General features: G+C 68.0%; 12 protein-coding genes and 1 pseudogene. 6 read left to right on the top strand and 7 right to left on the bottom strand.

Features of this window, described 5'->3' with window-relative positions:
- The first annotated feature begins 35 nt into the window (after positions 1-35).
- Positions 36-2240 carry a phosphocholine-specific phospholipase C gene (locus tag AC3WLF_RS25450; protein ID WP_492356966.1) on the top strand — a complete coding sequence of 735 codons (2205 nt, stop codon included), beginning with the start codon at positions 36-38 and terminating at the stop codon, positions 2238-2240.
- A gap of 83 nt (positions 2241-2323) precedes the next feature.
- Here AC3WLF_RS25450 and AC3WLF_RS25445 read toward each other — a convergent pair whose 3' ends face one another.
- A complete protein-coding gene (locus AC3WLF_RS25445; RefSeq protein ID WP_492356965.1) occupies positions 2324-3295 on the bottom strand; it encodes an aliphatic sulfonate ABC transporter substrate-binding protein in 972 nt (323 codons plus the stop codon).
- Positions 3296-3450: 155 nt separating this feature from the next.
- On the opposite strand from AC3WLF_RS25445, the gene AC3WLF_RS25440 reads away from it, so the two are divergent.
- Positions 3451-3816 (top strand): glyoxalase superfamily protein, encoded by a 366-nt coding sequence (locus AC3WLF_RS25440; RefSeq protein ID WP_492356964.1) that lies wholly within the window; start codon positions 3451-3453, stop codon positions 3814-3816.
- 40 nt (positions 3817-3856) lie between these two features.
- Here AC3WLF_RS25440 and AC3WLF_RS25435 read toward each other — a convergent pair whose 3' ends face one another.
- The 5 genes from AC3WLF_RS25435 to AC3WLF_RS25415 all read right to left on the bottom strand — a co-directional run bounded on the left by AC3WLF_RS25435 (position 3857) and on the right by AC3WLF_RS25415 (position 9761).
- On the bottom strand, positions 3857-5233 hold the full coding sequence (locus tag AC3WLF_RS25435; protein WP_492356963.1) for a DUF1214 domain-containing protein: 1377 nt from the start codon (positions 5231-5233) through the stop codon (positions 3857-3859).
- A gap of 177 nt (positions 5234-5410) precedes the next feature.
- Complete coding sequence (locus tag AC3WLF_RS25430) at positions 5411-7207, bottom strand: ATP-binding response regulator (RefSeq protein ID WP_492358994.1); 1797 nt, start codon at positions 7205-7207, stop codon at positions 5411-5413.
- Positions 7204-7893 carry a LuxR C-terminal-related transcriptional regulator gene (locus tag AC3WLF_RS25425; protein ID WP_492320651.1) on the bottom strand — a complete coding sequence of 230 codons (690 nt, stop codon included), beginning with the start codon at positions 7891-7893 and terminating at the stop codon, positions 7204-7206. Before AC3WLF_RS25425 ends, AC3WLF_RS25430 begins: the two co-directional genes overlap by 4 nt.
- A 125-nt stretch (positions 7894-8018) precedes the next feature.
- On the bottom strand, positions 8019-9056 hold the full coding sequence (locus AC3WLF_RS25420) for a hypothetical protein (RefSeq protein WP_492358993.1): 1038 nt from the start codon (positions 9054-9056) through the stop codon (positions 8019-8021).
- A 96-nt stretch (positions 9057-9152) separates the two neighbouring features.
- Positions 9153-9761 (bottom strand): glutathione S-transferase family protein, encoded by a 609-nt coding sequence (locus tag AC3WLF_RS25415; RefSeq protein WP_492320649.1) that lies wholly within the window; start codon positions 9759-9761, stop codon positions 9153-9155.
- Positions 9762-9877: 116 nt separating this feature from the next.
- Here AC3WLF_RS25415 and AC3WLF_RS25410 point away from each other — a divergent pair, with 116 nt between their 5' ends.
- The 4 genes from AC3WLF_RS25410 to AC3WLF_RS25395 are packed head-to-tail and all read left to right on the top strand — an operon-like array spanning position 9878 to position 15098.
- Entirely contained in the window at positions 9878-10618 is a 741-nt protein-coding gene (locus AC3WLF_RS25410) for a DUF3348 domain-containing protein (RefSeq protein WP_492320648.1), read from the top strand.
- A 10-nt stretch (positions 10619-10628) separates the two neighbouring features.
- A complete protein-coding gene (locus tag AC3WLF_RS25405) occupies positions 10629-13766 on the top strand; it encodes a DUF802 domain-containing protein (RefSeq protein ID WP_492358992.1) in 3138 nt (1045 codons plus the stop codon).
- Entirely contained in the window at positions 13763-14410 is a 648-nt protein-coding gene (locus AC3WLF_RS25400; protein ID WP_492320646.1) for an OmpA family protein, read from the top strand. Before AC3WLF_RS25405 ends, AC3WLF_RS25400 begins: the two co-directional genes overlap by 4 nt.
- Positions 14403-15098 (top strand): DUF2894 domain-containing protein, encoded by a 696-nt coding sequence (locus AC3WLF_RS25395; protein WP_492320645.1) that lies wholly within the window; start codon positions 14403-14405, stop codon positions 15096-15098. Before AC3WLF_RS25400 ends, AC3WLF_RS25395 begins: the two co-directional genes overlap by 8 nt.
- A 16-nt stretch (positions 15099-15114) precedes the next feature.
- On the opposite strand, the pseudogene AC3WLF_RS25390 reads toward AC3WLF_RS25395, so the two are convergent.
- Positions 15115-15730 (bottom strand): annotated as a pseudogene (locus tag AC3WLF_RS25390) (zinc-dependent alcohol dehydrogenase family protein); the annotation flags it as partial.
- Positions 15731-15805 lie beyond the last annotated feature (75 nt).

Genomic DNA, 15805 nt, shown 5'->3' with positions numbered 1-15805 from the left:
TTTCGATCCAGCGACAGACCGACCCAGCCACAGCCATGACCTTCAACCCGTCAAAAAGACAGTTCCTGAAGACCAGCCTCGGCACCGGCGCCGCCGCCGCGGTGCTGGCCAGCTTTCCGCCCAGCATCCGCCGCGCGCTCGCGATCGAGGCCAACAACGCCACCGGCACCATCCAGGACGTCAAGCACGTCGTGATGGTGATGCTGGAGAACCGCTCGTTCGACAATTACTTCGGCACCTTCAAGGGCGTGCGCGGCTACGGTGACCGCTTCGCGATCCCGTTGCCCAATGGCAAGAACGCGTTCTACCAGACCGATGCCAACGGCAATCTCCTGACGCCCTACCACCTGGACGAAACCCTGGGCAACGCGCAGCGCGCCGGCGGCACGCCGCACACCTGGCCCGATGCGCAGGCCGCGTGGGACCACGGCCGCATGGACCGCTGGCCGGTGGCCAAGAAGGCGCTGTCGATGGGCTACTACGATGACGCCGAGATCCCGTTCCAGCGCGCGCTGGCCGACGCCTTCACGCTGTGCGATGCCTACCACTGCGCGATGCACACCGGCACCATCCCCAACCGCCTGTTCTACTGGACCGGCAGCAACGGTCCCACCGGCGACAACGTCGCGGTGATGATCAATGAGTTCAACGCGGGCGCCGATGTTGGTCCCTCCACCGAAGGCTGGACCTGGAAGACCTACGCCGACCGCCTGCAGGCCGCGGGCGTGGGCTGGAAGGTCTACCAGAACGTGCCGGACAACTATGGCTGCAACCAGATGATGAGTTTCCGGCACTGGCGCGCCGAGATGGAGAAGATGCCCGTCGGGCGCAAGCTCTCCAACACCGCCGGCACCGGCGTCAACCCGCCCTACAACCCGGACATCGACGACCAGTACAGCCCGCTGGCCAAGGGCTTCTGCAACACCATGCCCGACGGCGGCTTCCTGCAGTCGCTGCGCGACGACGTGCTCAACGGCAAGCTGCCCGAGGTGTCGTGGATCATCCCGCCGGCCGAGTTCAGCGAGCACCCCGGCCCGTCCAGCCCGGCCAAGGGCGGCTGGTACGTGCAGGCCATCCTGGACGCGCTGACGGCATCGCCCGAGGTCTGGAGCAAGACCGTGCTGCTGATCAACTTCGACGAGAACGACGGCTTCTTCGACCACAGCCCGCCGCCGACCGCGCCGTCGCGCAACCTGGACGGCACGCTGGCCGGCAAGTCGACCCTCGACGACGCGCAGATGGCCTACGAGTACTTCAACTTCCAGCCCGCCACGGCCAAGCAGCCGCCGCAGGACGGCAAGCCCTTCGGCCCCGGCCCGCGCGTGCCGATGTGGGTGGTGTCGCCGTGGAGCCGCGGCGGCTGGGTCAACTCTGAAGTGTTCGACCACACCTCGGTGCTGCGCTTCCTGGAGGCGCGCTTCGGCGTGATGGAGCCGCAGATCAGCGCCTACCGTCGTGCCATCTGCGGCGACCTGACCAGCGCCTTCAACTTCGCCACGCCCAACACCGAGACCCTGCCCACGCTGGCGGGGCGCACCACCCGTGCCGACGCCACCAGCCTGACCGCCTGGCAGCAGACCCAGCCGGCGATCCCGGTGCCGGCCACGCCCGCGCTGCCGGAGCAGGACACCGGCACGCGTCCGTCGCGCAAGCTGCCATATGAACTGCACACCAGTGCACGCGTCGACGCCGCATCCAGGGCAGTCCGCCTGCTGTTCGCCAACGCCAGCACCAACCAGGCCGGCGCGCTGTTCCACGTCTATGACAAGCTGCACCTCGACCGCATTCCGCGCCGCTACGTGGTCGAAGCCGGCAAGACGCTGGACGATGCGTGGGACATCAATGCCGACGGCGGCAAGTACGACCTGTGGGTGCTCGGGCCCAACGGCTATCACCGCGCCTTCTCCGGCGACATCAACGAAGCGGTGACCACGTCCACCGAAATCCAGGTCTGCTACAACCCGTGCAAGAAGCCCACGATCCAGGTGAAGCTGCATAACGACAGCGACGCCGACGTGACCTTCACCGTCACGGCACTGGCCTACCGCGACGACGGCCCGTGGACGCAAACCGTGAAGCGCGGCAAGGTGGAAATGCTGGAATGGCCGGTGGCCGACAGCGGCAACTGGTACGACTTCGTCGTGACCTGCGAGGCCAGTCCGTCGTTCGCGCGGCGCTTTGCGGGGCGGATGGAGACCGGCGAGGACGCGGTCAGCGATCCGGAGATGGGAGTGGTTTGATGCGGCACGCCCCTGGGCTCGCGTTGAGCCCAGGGGCAGATTGTGCGACGCAAGTCGCGTAAGCGTGGCCGGCGCCCTGCCGGCTACGCCTTGCGCCAGACCGGCGACGCCGAGATCGCTACCTTGCGCGGCAGGATCTGCTGCGCGGTGAAGGCATCGGCGATGCGCTGCTGCTCGGCCAGCGCGGCGGCGTCGACCGTGTGCACCGCATAGCTGCGCCGCGCGTTCGCGGCTTCCACGGTGGCCGCATCCAGGCCGATCAGCGGCGCGTGCCAGCGCGCTGCCTCGGCCGGATTGCGCTTGACCCAGTCGCCCGCGTCGCGCAACGCATCGAACACCACCTCGAGCACCTCGGCATGCGCGCGCGCGAACGGCGTCGCCGCCAGGTAGAAGCGCCGATAGCTGGCCAGCCCCTCGCCATCGCGCAGCACACGCGCATTGGCCTGGCGCTGCACCGCGGCCAGGAACGGGTCCCAGATCACCCATGCCGCCACGCTGCCGCGCTCGAACGCCGCGCGGGCGTCGGCCGGGCTCAGGTATGCCGGTTCGATATCGCGGATCGACAGACCCGCGCGCGCCAGCGCTTCCAGCACCAGGTAGTGCGCGCCTGCGCCCTTGGCAAATGCCACCCGCTGCCCCTTGAGCTGCGCCACCTCACGGATCGGCGAGTCGCCACGCACGACAATGGCCTGTGCCTGCGGCGAAGGCGTCTCGCTGGCGTAGTAGGTCAGCGCGGCACCCGCGGCCAGCGCAAACGGCGGCACCGCATCGGCCACGTCGGCGCTCAGGTCGATATTGCCGAGGTTCAGCGCTTCAAGCAGCGGCAAGCCCGAGGTGAATTCGTACCACTGCACCGTCACCCCCTTGGGCGCCAGCGCCTTCTCCAGCGTCTGCCGCGACTTCAGCAGGATCATCAGCGTGGAGGACTTCTGGTAGCCGATGCGCAGCGCGGTCTGTCCTTGCCCCCAGCTGACGCCTGGCAGCACACTGGCGGCAGCCGCGGCGCCCGCTGCCGTCAGAAGCAGGCGGCGGCGTGAGTCGTGGGTCGGGTTCATAGCGGTGTTCCGGGATTTCACTGGAGCGCCAGCTTAGACACGGGCCCGCACAAAGCCAACGAAGATTGTCGCGGATGCTTATGCGCCGGCCGCGCGGATCACCGCGGGCCGGCGTTATCATCCGGCATTCCTGCGCAACTACCGAACGGAAAGCCATGAGCCTGTCTGCCGGCATCCCCATCCTCCGGATCTTCTCGGTCGACAAGGCCAAGGAGTTCTACCTCGACTTCCTCGGCTTCACGCTCGACTGGGAGCATCGGTATGAAGAGGGATTTCCGCTGTACGCGCAGGTCAGGCGCAGCGGCCTGACGCTGCACCTGAGCGAGCACCATGGCGACGCCACGCCCGGATCGGCGGTATTCGTGACGGTGGAGGATATCGATGCGCTGCAGCGGGAGCTGTCGGCCAAGGACTATCCGTACGCGAGGCCCGGTGTGGAGGATGTGGGCTGGGGGCGGATGCTGCAGGTGGCCGATCCGTTCGGGAACCGGCTGCGGTTTTGCGAGGTGGCGGAGGATTAGGTCAGCACTGGCAGGCGCCTTCCTGCCAAGACTGGCCCGCTCAGTTACGCTTGACCAGCGGCGCCGGGAACCACTCCCCGGACAGGACCGGCTGGTCCGCCCCATAGAGCCGGAACGTCAGGTGGTAGTTCTTTCCCTTGGGCGTGGGCAGCCAGTTGCCGTCAGGCGCATCTTTCGGCCTGGCAGGCGCGAAGTACAGCGTCAGCGAACCGTCCTCGCCATAGCTCAGCCTGGACTGCTTGTTGATCAGGAACCGGTTCTTCGCATTCGGGATCACGCGGAAGTTTTTGGCATCCACCGCAATCACCGACCAGAAGTATTTGACGTGGCGGGCGGGCAGCTCGTCCTTCGGGAAGGTGATGGTGTAGGTATTGCCGCCGTCGAGCTTGGTGCCGGTCCCGTCTGCATCCGTCTTGAAATAGACGACCTCATCGGTGCTGTTGGCCCAGATCCCGCCCAGGTTGATGCGGGTGCGGGTGTGGTAGTCGCTGCCGTACTTGCCGATGGTAGCGGGCCGGTTCCAGCCGTTCCTGATGGTACCTGCGGTGGAGAACGACTGTAAGAACGCCGGCAGCGTCTTCTCGCGGATGACCTTGTCCACCCGCGCGCGTTCGGCGGGGCTGCTGGCCACCGCGGCACTCACCGCGCGCACCTTGGCCTGGATGGGCTCCATGCCCGGATTGATGTCCGGCTCCGAGCCAAGCGCAACGGCTGCCGAGTCAAAGGCTTCAACGCCGGGGAGCTTGTCATTGCTGAAGGCGGGCGTGGCAGGCACCGGGGCAATCGTCGCCGTGCCAGTGATCCGTGTCGTGATCTGATGCTGCAGGGCAATGGCCTGCTTCTTGTCTGCGCCGATTTCCACCCGGGCCAGCACCCGTGCGGTCTTGCCCGGCAGGTCGATGCGCCTGGCATTGGGCGAAAGTGCCGCACTGGCACCCTTCAGGCACATCGCGAATTCGCCGCCTGGATGGTGCGGATAGTTGCGTTCGTTGATATTGGCGACGGTTTCGCCCCAGCCGTTCAGGAACTGAATGGTGTAGTAGCGCCCCTTGATGGCCGGCACGCTGAAGACCGTGCAGGTCTTTTCGTCGACCGCAACCCAGGCCTCGCTGTAGGCGACATCCAGGTTGGGGTTGGCCCACGACACACCGCCGACGTCGCGATGAATGATCCGGTTCCACTGGAAACCTTCCTTCCGGAAGTCGATTTGCTGCTGGCGCAGGACAAGCAGCCGGCCCAGCAGGTAGACGTAGGCATCGTTGATGTCCTGTTCCGACACCGCGGCCGTCGCGGAGCCCGACGTGACAGCCGACGCCGCAGCCAACGCCGCGGCCGACGGGCTATGGCATCCGGCGAGGCCCGCCAACATGGAAACGGCCAGCATGGAGGCAGCGACAGCGCGGTTTGAGATAGACATGGGCCCTCTCTTTCCAGTATCGCGATTTGCGGTCGCTAGACTGTCGCTGAGAGGTCGAAAAAAGTGAACTAAATAAATTCTTCAGGTGATCTGAATAAAATCGATCCGGACACTTCTTTCGCCCCGGAAATGCCTGAGTGGGACCACCGCCGCAGGCAGACCCACCAATCCATGCTGTCAGGCAGCACAAAGCCATTGGAACAACAGGGCATGCAGCTGCGACGGCTCCAGTGGCTTGTGCAGGACCAGGTAGCCTTCGCGCTCGGCCTGCTGGAGCGCCTCGGAATCGAACTCGCCGCTGACCATGGCGCCGCTTGCGTCCGGGCAGCGTTCGAACAGCGCCTTGAGCACCTCGAAGCCGCTCTCGCCGGAGCGCAGGCGCTGGTCGCACAGGATCGCCTGGGGCTGCAGGCCGGAATCGACCAGTGCCAGGGCTTCCTGCCCCGACGCCGCGCACGCCGCCTGCACGCCCCAGGCCTCCATCAGGCTGGTCCACGCGGCGGTCACCAGCGGGTCGTCCTCGACGACCAGGCAGACGCCCTGCAGCAGGGTGGAGGCCGACAGGCCATCGGGCTCGTAGACCGGCTCGATCGCCGCCGGCGCCAGCGGCTTCGCTTCGGGAAAGCGCAGCCAGAACCTGGAGCCGCGGCGCTCCACCGAGTCCAGCCCGTAGGTGGCGCCCATCAGCGTGGCGCAGCGCGCCACCACGGCAAGGCCCAGACCATGGCCCGCGCTGTCGATGCGCCACGCATGTTCGTTGCGATAGAACGGCGAGTAGACCCGCCCCTTCTCTTCGATCGCGATCCCCACGCCGGTGTCCCAGACCTCCAGCAGCCAGTGGCTGCCGCGCCGCCGCGCGGACACCAGCACCCCGCCGCGCTTGGTATAGCGCAGCGCGTTGTGCACCAGGTTGACCAAGGACTGGCGCAGCAATGCGGGATCGGCCAGCACCGCGGCGGCGCCTGCGGGCAGGCGCACGCGCAGGTCCAGGCCGCGGCTGCGCGCCTCTTCCCGGAACAGCGACGCCACCTCTTCGACCAAGGGCGCAAATGCCACGGCGGTATTGCGCGGGCTGGCAATGCCGCCTTCGATCCGGGACAGATCGAGCAGTGAGTTGAACATCAGGTGCACCGAGCGCACGCTGCGCCGCAGGTCGTCCAGCGGCGGGATCAGGGCCGGGTCGCGGTTGCGCCGCGCAATGGCTTCGATCAGGAAGCCCATGGCATGCACGGGCTGGCGCAGGTCGTGGCTGGCGGTGGTGAGAAACAGGTTCTTGGCATGCAGGGCTTTCTCGGCCTCTTCCTTGGCCAGCCGGTAGCGCTCGGCCAGGCGGATGCCGTCATCCTCCATCCGTACCTGCTGCCGGAAGAACTGGTTGGCGATCAGCGCGTGCCGGTAGATGGCCAGCGCATACAGCAACGCGAGCGGCAGCACGAACGGCCAGTGCTCGGGGAAGCTGCGCGGGGTGTTGACGATCTGCAAAGTCCAGCAGGCAACGAAGAAGCGCTGGAATACACCGAGGATCGGCGTCTGGTGCGTGGCATTGGCCGCCACGATGGCGGCGATGCTGATATACAGCAGCAGCTTGAAGTCAAAGCCCCCCAGGCTGGCCGTCAGGACCGCGGCCAGCGACAGGCAGAAACCGTGCACCAGCGCCACGCGCTGCACAAACGGCAGCCAGCGCCGGACCAGGGCGTCATCGTCTTCCCGCTCTTGCTTGTAGCGCCGGAAGCGCAATTGCATCCACACCGCCGCGGCGCCATACCCCAGTGTCCAGGCCAGCAGCGCGCCGCCGTCCAGCTTCTGGACATACAGCCAGATGACGAAAGGCACCCCTACGAACGGAATCGCATTGACGCTGAACACCAGGCGCCCGAACGTCATGTCCAGCAGCCGCGCACGCGCGCGCGGGCTGATGCCGGCATCCGCATCCGGGCGCGACAAGCCAAGCAGCCGGGCGAGGGCCTTCTTCAAGATTCCAGCCTGCGCCCGTGCAGCAGGGCGATGGCCTCGATCCGGTTGCGCACGCCAAGCTTGCCGAGGATCGCGGTGACGTGCTCCTTGACGGTCTGCTCCGACACCGACAGGGTCAGGGCGATGCGCTTGTTCGGCAGGCCGCGCAGCATCATGCCAAGCACCTCGGCCTGGCGCGCCGTCAGGCCCAGTTCGCTGGGCTCCAGCGGCAACTCGCGCCGCGCCGACGGCGGCCCTGCCTGCTGGAACCAGCGCCGGCCCTGGCGCAGCGACGCTACCGCGGTGGCGAACACCTCCGGGGGCTCGTTCTTCAGGATAAAGCCGTGCGCGCCGGCCTCGCGCGCCTTGATGCAAACGCGCGCATCGTCGTCGGCGCTCATCACCAGCAGCTTGCAGGCGGGCAGGCGCGCCGCGGCTTCGCGCAGCAACCCGACCGCGGTGCCGTCCGGCAGCCAGAAATCCACCACCAGCAGCGCCGGGCATCCCTCCCGTTCCGTCAGCGCCGCGCATTCCCGCGCATCGGCTGCATGCAGGGCAGCGTCAAACCCGCAATGCGCCGCAAGGTAGCCGGCAATGCCGCGCGCCATCAACGGGTGGTCATCCACCACGATGGCATAGTTGCGGCACGCGCTGGCGTCGATGTTGGCGCCGCTATTGTTCTCTGCGGCGCCTTGACTTCTTGTCATGAGTTTCCCACCCCGGTTCGCGCGTATGGACTTGTCGATTGGTCTCGTCGCCTGGTCAGGTGGATTGTATTACCTTGACTGCACATGGGCACGCCGGCGCCGGGGCAAGCCCCGGCGCCTGGCGCTTACAGGCCGAACAGGCTGCGCGTATCGCAGAGGAAGCCGGTGCAGCTGGCCGGTTCGAAGTAGAAGTCCCGGATGGTGCCGCTCGGCAACCCGTAGGCGCCCATCAGGCTAGAGCCCTTCTGCCCTTCGGCGTTGGCCTGGGCCAGGAAGCCCGCGCTGGTCTGCTGCGACGCGAAGTCGTAGAAGCGGAAGGTGCTGGACTGCGACAGGTCCTTCTCGTAGAGGTTGACCTGCGTGCCGCCGCTGACGAACGGCACCTTGAAGCGATAGCCGCGCGCACCCTGCGTGTTGATCTGGGCGACGACATCGCCGTCGCTGGCCGGATTCGACAGGACCTCATAGCCATAGCGGGCGCTGCCCTGCAGGTCCTTGCGGAAGATGGCCACGGTGCTGCTCACGCCGAACGGGCCCAGGTACGCCGGAACCGCCAGGTAGTAGCCGTCCGCGCCCAGCGGGTTGGCCTGGTTCTGGACAAAGGCCGACAGGCTGGCATTGGTGTCCACCACCATGACCTTGTACGAGAAAGTCGACGACGACCCGTTGTCCTTGCGCATCAGCGCATAAATCTGGCCGCCCACCATGTAGGGCCCGCCCCAGACGAAGCCGCGCGCGCCATGGCTGTTCAGCCAGGCCTCGTACGCCGTGGCCCACGCCTGGACATCGGCGCCGCCCGGTTCCTGCGGCAGTTCATAGGTATAGGTCGTCTGCGCGTCCTTGACGTAGACCCCCTTCTGCTCGGAACCTGCCGGGTTTCCGAGGAAATAGAAGCCGCTGACGAAACGGAAGCCACGTGCACCCTGGCCATTCAGCTGGGTCAGGAACTCGGCGCTGGTCCCGGTCACGGGCGTATCCTCGAACATCACCGTCCGCGTTGCGGTGCTGCCGCCGGTGCCGCCAGTGCCGCTGGTATTGCCGCTGTTGCCAGTGCCGCCCGACGAGCCGCTGCCGCCGTTGTCGTCACCGCCCCCGCCGCAAGCGGCCAGGGCCACGCAGAGGACTGCGCTCAGGACTTTCAGGCGATGCAGTCTGGTCTTCATGTGTTCCCCTTTGAAATCGCGTTCCACAGGGGGACTGATGTTGCATCGGAATGCCTGCGATTGGCACCCTACCGCGGTAGGCGCGCCAGCAGCCACCTATGCGCAGGGCAATGCCTCAAATGCGGGCAGCCGCTCAAGTGCCGCGGTCAGCGCGACCAGCGCCGGATGCCGCGCCGGATCGACCGCGCCCGGCATCATGAACTGCGCGAAGGTCCAGCTGACCGCGGCGGTCAGCTCGGCCTGGCCGGTTTCCGCCTCGCCAGCCGGGACCGGACGCGTGGCGAGTTCCGCCTCCAGCAGTGCAAAGGCGCTCTCGCGCTGGGCATCGACACGGTCCAGCCACGGCTGGTGCAGCTTGCCCGCCGGCCGCTGGCTGTGCTCATAGAAGTTCTGCACCACCTTCTCGCTCGCCGCCAGCGCCAGCCCGACGATGCGCAGCGCGGCCTGCCGTGACGCGGTTTGCGCCGGCATCAGGCTGCGGCCCGCCAGCGACTCGGCATAGTCGATGATAAGCGTCGAGTCCATCAGCACGACCCCGTTGTCGCAGACCAGCGATGGCGCCTTGACCACCGGGTTGATGCCATGGAAACGCTCGAATTCACGGAAGACGGACACCGACTCATGCGTGAACGGCAACCCGAGCAGGCGCAGCGAGATCGCCGTGCGGCGGACATAAGGGGAATCAAGCATGCCAACCAGTCTCATGGTTTCACTCCGTGGTGGGATGGGTCCGGGACGGATTCCCGCCAATCATCCACCACGCCAGCCGGCCGCGCCACCGCGCGGGCGTGTAAACTGCTGGATTTTTCGAATCCGGCGCAATGTTACAAGTGCCCCGGCGCACAGGTTTCAGCGGCCCGACGCTCGTCCGCCTGCTGGCTCGCCTGACTGACGCCGATGCCCCTCCTCCTGCAAGCTCGCTCTCGAGCCAGCTGAGCCAATGGCTTGGCTGGGCGGATGCGATCGCGCTGTCATCGGCGCTGAAGGCCAATGCGCCGGCAACGCCGCCTGCCGCACGTGCTGCCGACAGCACTGAGGCACGCGAATGCGCGCGCGTGCGCGCCGCGCTGGCCGATGCCATCGTGGAAGACACCACGCTAGCCGGCAAGCGGCGCGGGCCGGCCCGGCCGTCCGCGCTGCCCGACCCCGTGGACGCGCAGGTCGACTACGCGGTCTATCGCCAGCGCTACCTCACGCTGCAACAGACCATGGAGACCTCGATCGGCGACCTGCGCGGGCGCCTGCGCGGCGCGTTGTCCGGCCACGCACCCGGCATGGCCAAGCTGGCCATGGTCGATGCCGTGATGGAGCGCGTGCTGGGCGCGCGCGAACAGAGCCTGCTGGGCGCCTTGCCGACGATGCTGGAGCCGCACTTCCAGCGCCTGCGCCAGGCCGAAGCCGCGGCGCTGGCCGAAGCCCAGGCCGCGGGACAGCCCGCAACGGCCAGGCCCGGTGCGTGGCTGGCGGTATTCCGCAAGGATATGCAGAGCGTATTGCTCGCCGAACTCGACATCCGCTGGCAGCCCCTTGAAGGCTTGCTGGCGGCGCTGCAAGACAGCTAACCAGAACATCATGACCCGATACCTTACCCATATTGTCGCTTTCCTGGCGGGCCTGGCCATCGTGTGCTGGATCGCCGCCGGCTATGCAGGCACGAACTTCCTGGCGCTGGCCGTGACGCTGCTGATCGGCGGCTGCTACCTGGCGGGGGCGTTGGAGCTGTACCGCTACCGCCAGGCCACCGCCACGCTGGCGCAGGCCGCCGCCGGATTGTCCGAAGCGCCGGCCAGCCTTGGCAGCTGGCTGGAACGGCTGCATCCCAGCCTGCGCGACAGCGCCCGCCTGCGCGTGGAAGGCGAGCGCGTCGGCCTGCCCGGGCCCGCGCTGACACCCTACCTGGTCGGCCTGCTGGTGCTGCTGGGCATGCTGGGCACGTTCCTGGGCATGGTGGCGACCCTGCGCGGCACCGGCATCGCGCTGGAGACCGCCACCGACCTGCAGGCCATCCGCGCCTCACTGGCCGCACCGGTCAAGGGCCTGGGCTTTGCGTTCGGCACCTCGGTCGCGGGCGTGGCCACGTCCGCGATGCTGGGGCTGTTGTCGGCATTGTGCCGGCGCGAGCGGATCCAGGCCGCGCAGGCGCTGGATGCCCGCATCGCCACCACGCTGCGCCCCTACTCGCGCGGCCACCAGCGTGATGAAGCGTTCCGGCTGCTGCAGCGCCAGGCCGACGTGATGCCGGCACTGGTCGAGCGCATGCAGGCCATGATGACCACGATGGCCGAACAGAACCAGGCCCTGACCGAGCGCCTGGCCGCCAGCCAGGACGCCTTCCACGGCAAGACCGAAGTGGTCTACACGCGCCTGGCGTCTTCGGTGGAGCAATCGCTGAAGGACAGCATTGCCGACAGCGCCCGTGCCGCAAGCGCAGCGATCCAGCCTGCGGTGGACGCGACCATGGCGGGCCTGGCACGCGAAACCACGGCCTTGCGCGACAACGTGACCCAAGCCGTGCAACAGCACCTGGATGGGGTATCGAGCCGCTTCGAGAGCGCCACCGCGGGCGTTGCGGATACCTGGAACCAGGCGCTGGCCGGGCATCAACGCGCGAGCGAGGCACTGGCAGCGGACCTGCGCACATCCCTCGACGGCTTTGCCCAGACCTTTGAACAACGCTCGGCCGAGCTGCTGGACAATGTCGCCACCCGGCTCGACACGGCAGCCGCCAGCGCTGCCGACGCATGGCGCGAGGCGCTGTCGCGCCAGGAGCGCACCGGCGAGAAGCTCGCCGGCGACAACCGGCAGGCCCTGACGGCCGCCGCAGCCGCGTTCGGCGAGCATGCGGCGACACTGGTGCGCACCGTGGGCGAGTCGCATGCCGGGCTGCAGACGCAGCTGGCCGCGCACGACGCGCAGCGCCTGGCGGCCTGGACCGATACGCTCGGCACCATGACGGCTGCCCTGCGCCAGGAGTGGGAGCAACTGAACGCGCATACGGTAAGCCGCCAGGACGAGATCAGCACGACGCTGGCGCAGAGCGTGCGCGAGATCTCGGCCCAGACCCAGGCGCATGCCAGCCAGACCCTCGCGGAAATCGACCGCCTTGTGCAAGCCGCTTCGGACGCGCCGAAGGCGGCCGTTGCGCTGCAGGCGGAACTGGCCTCGCGCGACGAACAGCGCTTTGCCACCTGGGCCGATACGCTCGACAGCATGACCGCAGCGCTGCGCCAGGAGTGGGAGCAACTGAACGCCCACACGGTAAGCCGCCAGGACGAGATCAGCACGACGCTGGCGCAGAGCGTGCGCGACGTCTCGGCCCAGACCCAGGCGCATGCGAGCCAGACCCTTGCGGAGATCGACCGCCTGGTGCAAGCCGCGTCGGACGCGCCGAAGGCGGCCGTTGCACTGCAGGCGGAACTGGCTGCGCGCGATGCACAGCGCTTCGCCGCCTGGACCGATACGCTCGGCTCCATGACGACTGCCCTGCGCCAGGAGTGGGAACAGCTGAACGCGCACACGGTAAGCCGCCAGGACGAGATCAGCACGACGCTGGCGCAGAGCGTGCGCGAGATCTCGGCCCAGACCCAGGCGCATGCCAACCGCACCCTCGCTGAGATCGACCGTCTGGTGCAGGCCGCAACGGACGCGCCAAAGGCGGCCATCACGCTGCAGGCCGAACTGGCTGCGCGCGATGAACAGCGCTTTGCCGGCTGGACCGATACGCTCGGCACCATCGCCGCCACGCTGCGCCAGCAGTGGGAACAGGCCAGCACGCACGCCGCCACGCGCCAGCAGGAGATCTGCGAGGCGCTGGCGCAGACCGCGCGCGCGATCTCGACCGAGACGCAGGCGCATGCCAGCACCACCCTCGCCGAAATCGACCGCCTGGTGCAAGCCGCGGCCGAGGCACCCAAGGCCGCCACCACATTGCAGGCGGAACTGGCATCGCAGGACGCGCAACGCATGGCCGCCTGGACCGACACGCTCGGCACCATGGCCGCATCGCTGCGCCAGGAATGGGAACAGACCAGCGCGCACACCGTCAGCCGCCAGCAGGAAATCTGCGAGACGCTGGCCGTCACCGCGCGCGACATGGCAGCCCAGGCGCAGGCCCAGGCCACCGGCACCATCGCCGAAGTCGCCCACCTGATGCAGGCCGCATCCGAAGCGCCCAAGGCCGCCGCGGAGGTCATCGCGGAACTGCGCGAGAAGCTCACCGACGGCATGGCGCGCGACAACGCCATGCTGGAAGAACGCAGCCGCATGCTGGAAACGCTGGGCACGCTGCTCGATGCCGTGAGCCACGCCTCCACTGAGCAGCGCAGCGCGGTCGACACCCTGGTCGCCACCACGGCGGACCTGCTGGACCGCGTCGGCACGCGCTTTACCGACAAGGTCGAATCCGAAACCGGCAAGCTCACCGACATCGCCGCGCAGGTCACCGGCAGCGCGGTCGAAGTCGCGAGCCTGGGCGAGGCCTTTGGCGTGGCGGTGCAGCTGTTCAGCGAATCCAACGGCAAGCTGATCGACCACCTGCAGCGCATCGAGGCCGCGCTGGACAAGTCGATGACGCGCAGCGACGAGCAACTGGCCTACTACGTGGCGCAGGCGCGCGAAGTCGTCGACCTGAGCATGCTGTCGCAAAAGCAGATCCTTGAGGACCTGCAGCAGCGCGCCGGCCAGCAAGCGCCCAGCGCAGAGGCGGCATGAGAGAGGACCTTGACGCCGGCGTCGAGCCGACCGTTCCCGCGTGGGCCGTCTTTGGCGACCTGATGTCGGTGCTGCTGGGCGCGTTCGTGCTGGTCCTGCTGGGGGTCATCGGCGTGCAGATGGAACTGTCAGCAAGGCTGGAAGCCGAGGTGAAGCAGCGGCAGGAGGAAGCACAGCGCCGCGAGACGCTGGAAAAGGCACTGGCAGGGCCGCTGGCGGCCGGCCGCGTGACGCTGGTGAACGGCCGCATCGGCATCAGCGGCAACGTGCTGTTTGCGCTCAACTCAGACCAGCTGCAACCTGACGGCCGCGATCTGCTGAAAAGCCTGGCGCAGCCGTTGTCGGCCTACCTGCGCAGCCGCGACGAGATCCTGATGGTGAGCGGGTTTACCGACGACCAGCAGGTGCGCGAAGGCAACCGCCGCTTTGCCGACAACTGGGAGCTGTCGGCGCAGCGCGCCCTGACCGTGACCCGCACCCTGATCGATGCCGGCATCCCGCCCACCTCAGTGTTCTCGGCCGCCTTCGGTTCGCAGCAGCCGGTGACACCGAATGCCGATGCCGAGGGCCGCGCAAAGAACCGGCGCGTCGAGATCTCGCCGGTGCCGCGCGTGACCGCAGGCACGGTGAAGGCACATGGCTAGCCTCGACGTGGCAGCCGATATCCGCGCGCAACTGGACGCCTGGCAGGCCAGCGGCGCCGACTATGCCGATCCCGTGCGCTTCCGCCTGATGCAAGCGCTGGCCCGCCGCGCCGCCGCACACAGTGGCGCGGTGCGGAGCTTGCTGGATGAGCGCCTGCGTGGCCTGGCCGCCGCGTATGCAGCCATCGTGCAGCGGTACACAGTTCAGGACAGCGATGTTGCCGATGGTACCGCGCCGCCCACGCCAACAGCCGGCCCGGCAGCCAGCGCGCTTGGCGCACTCGTGCACGACATCACCGCGCGCGCCAGGCCCGCCCTCGCGGTTGCCTCAAACGATGCACGATCGCCCACGCCGGTGCCGGCAACCGCACCCCAGTCCGACGCGCCGCTGGTCGATGCCCTGGCCGACTACTTCCGCGAGACTTGGGCCAGGGTCAGCGTCGAGCAGCACTTCCGCCTGTCGCTGGAGCGCGTGCCGGAGAATGCCGGGCCGCTCAATACCGACCATCTCGTGCATCGTTCGCTGTCCCTGATGCGCGAGACGTCGCCGGAATACCTGCGGCATTTCCTGTCCTATGTCGAGGGCATGGCCTGGCTGGAGCAGTTGGGCGCGGCGGCAGCGGCCGAAAAAGAAGCGGCGCGCGCCGCCGCGGCCAAAAAGAGCGTGCGCGGCAAGGCTCGCAAATAGCAGTCCGGCCCGCGCCTCAGCGCAGCCGCCCCACCACCTTGCCGAAGGCCCCGCGTTCCAGGTGGTCGAGCGCCGCGGGCAAGTCCCCGAACCCATACTCGCTCTCGATCACCGGACGCAGCGCCAGCCAGTCCACGGCACGCACCAGGTCCTGCAGCGCGCGCCGGTGCGACACGCCGATCCCCTGCACGGTCACGCGGCCATGCAGGACCGGATAAGACGCTGGCGCGCAGCTCATCCCCCTGAAGATTGCCGATCACCGAGATCCGGCCGCCCTGCGCCAGCGCGGCAAGCGACCGGCCGAAGTTGTCTCCGCCAGCCAGTTCCAGCACATGGTCGGCACCGCCGCCGCCGGTCAGCTCGCGCACGGCAGCCGGCCAGTCAGCGGTGCGGCCGCGATGGACGCCATGCGCCGCGCCCAGCTCCTGCACGCGCGCCAGCTTGTCGTCGCTGCCTGACACCACGATCACGCGCGCGCCCTGTGCGCGGGCGATCTGCACCGCAAACAGGGCCACGCCGCCGGTGCCGATCACCACGACGGTGTCGCCGGGCCGCGTCACCGTGGCCTCGGCCAGGGCTTGCCAGGCCGTCAGGCCGGCGCAGGTCAGCGTACTGGCCTGCGCGGCGTCCAGGCCAGCCCGTTTCCTGCCGAACAAGCTGAGGGTGACGATCGATTTGCTGGTGGAAGCGATTCCCGGGGTGCTGGC

This window comes from Cupriavidus sp. FW306-01-F10A, from assembly GCF_058782785.1.
Note: the sequence above shows the minus strand (reverse complement) of the source record. Positions and strands in the feature narration are given on the sequence as shown.

Bases quoted from the DNA above. Each gene is read 5' to 3' on its own strand.
- AC3WLF_RS25400 (WP_492320646.1), top strand. From the start codon at position 13,763: ATGAGAGAGGACCTTGACGCCGGCGTCGAGCCGACCGTTCCCGCGTGG.
- AC3WLF_RS25425 (WP_492320651.1), bottom strand. From the start codon at position 7,893: ATGACAAGAAGTCAAGGCGCCGCAGAGAACAATAGCGGCGCCAACATC.
- AC3WLF_RS25440 (WP_492356964.1), top strand. From the start codon at position 3,451: ATGAGCCTGTCTGCCGGCATCCCCATCCTCCGGATCTTCTCGGTCGAC.
- AC3WLF_RS25420 (WP_492358993.1), bottom strand. From the start codon at position 9,056: ATGAAGACCAGACTGCATCGCCTGAAAGTCCTGAGCGCAGTCCTCTGC.
- AC3WLF_RS25435 (WP_492356963.1), bottom strand. From the start codon at position 5,233: ATGTCTATCTCAAACCGCGCTGTCGCTGCCTCCATGCTGGCCGTTTCC.
- AC3WLF_RS25395 (WP_492320645.1), top strand. From the start codon at position 14,403: ATGGCTAGCCTCGACGTGGCAGCCGATATCCGCGCGCAACTGGACGCC.
- AC3WLF_RS25410 (WP_492320648.1), top strand. From the start codon at position 9,878: ATGTTACAAGTGCCCCGGCGCACAGGTTTCAGCGGCCCGACGCTCGTC.
- AC3WLF_RS25445 (WP_492356965.1), bottom strand. From the start codon at position 3,295: ATGAACCCGACCCACGACTCACGCCGCCGCCTGCTTCTGACGGCAGCG.
- AC3WLF_RS25405 (WP_492358992.1), top strand. From the start codon at position 10,629: ATGACCCGATACCTTACCCATATTGTCGCTTTCCTGGCGGGCCTGGCC.
- AC3WLF_RS25415 (WP_492320649.1), bottom strand. From the start codon at position 9,761: ATGAGACTGGTTGGCATGCTTGATTCCCCTTATGTCCGCCGCACGGCG.
- AC3WLF_RS25450 (WP_492356966.1), top strand. From the start codon at position 36: ATGACCTTCAACCCGTCAAAAAGACAGTTCCTGAAGACCAGCCTCGGC.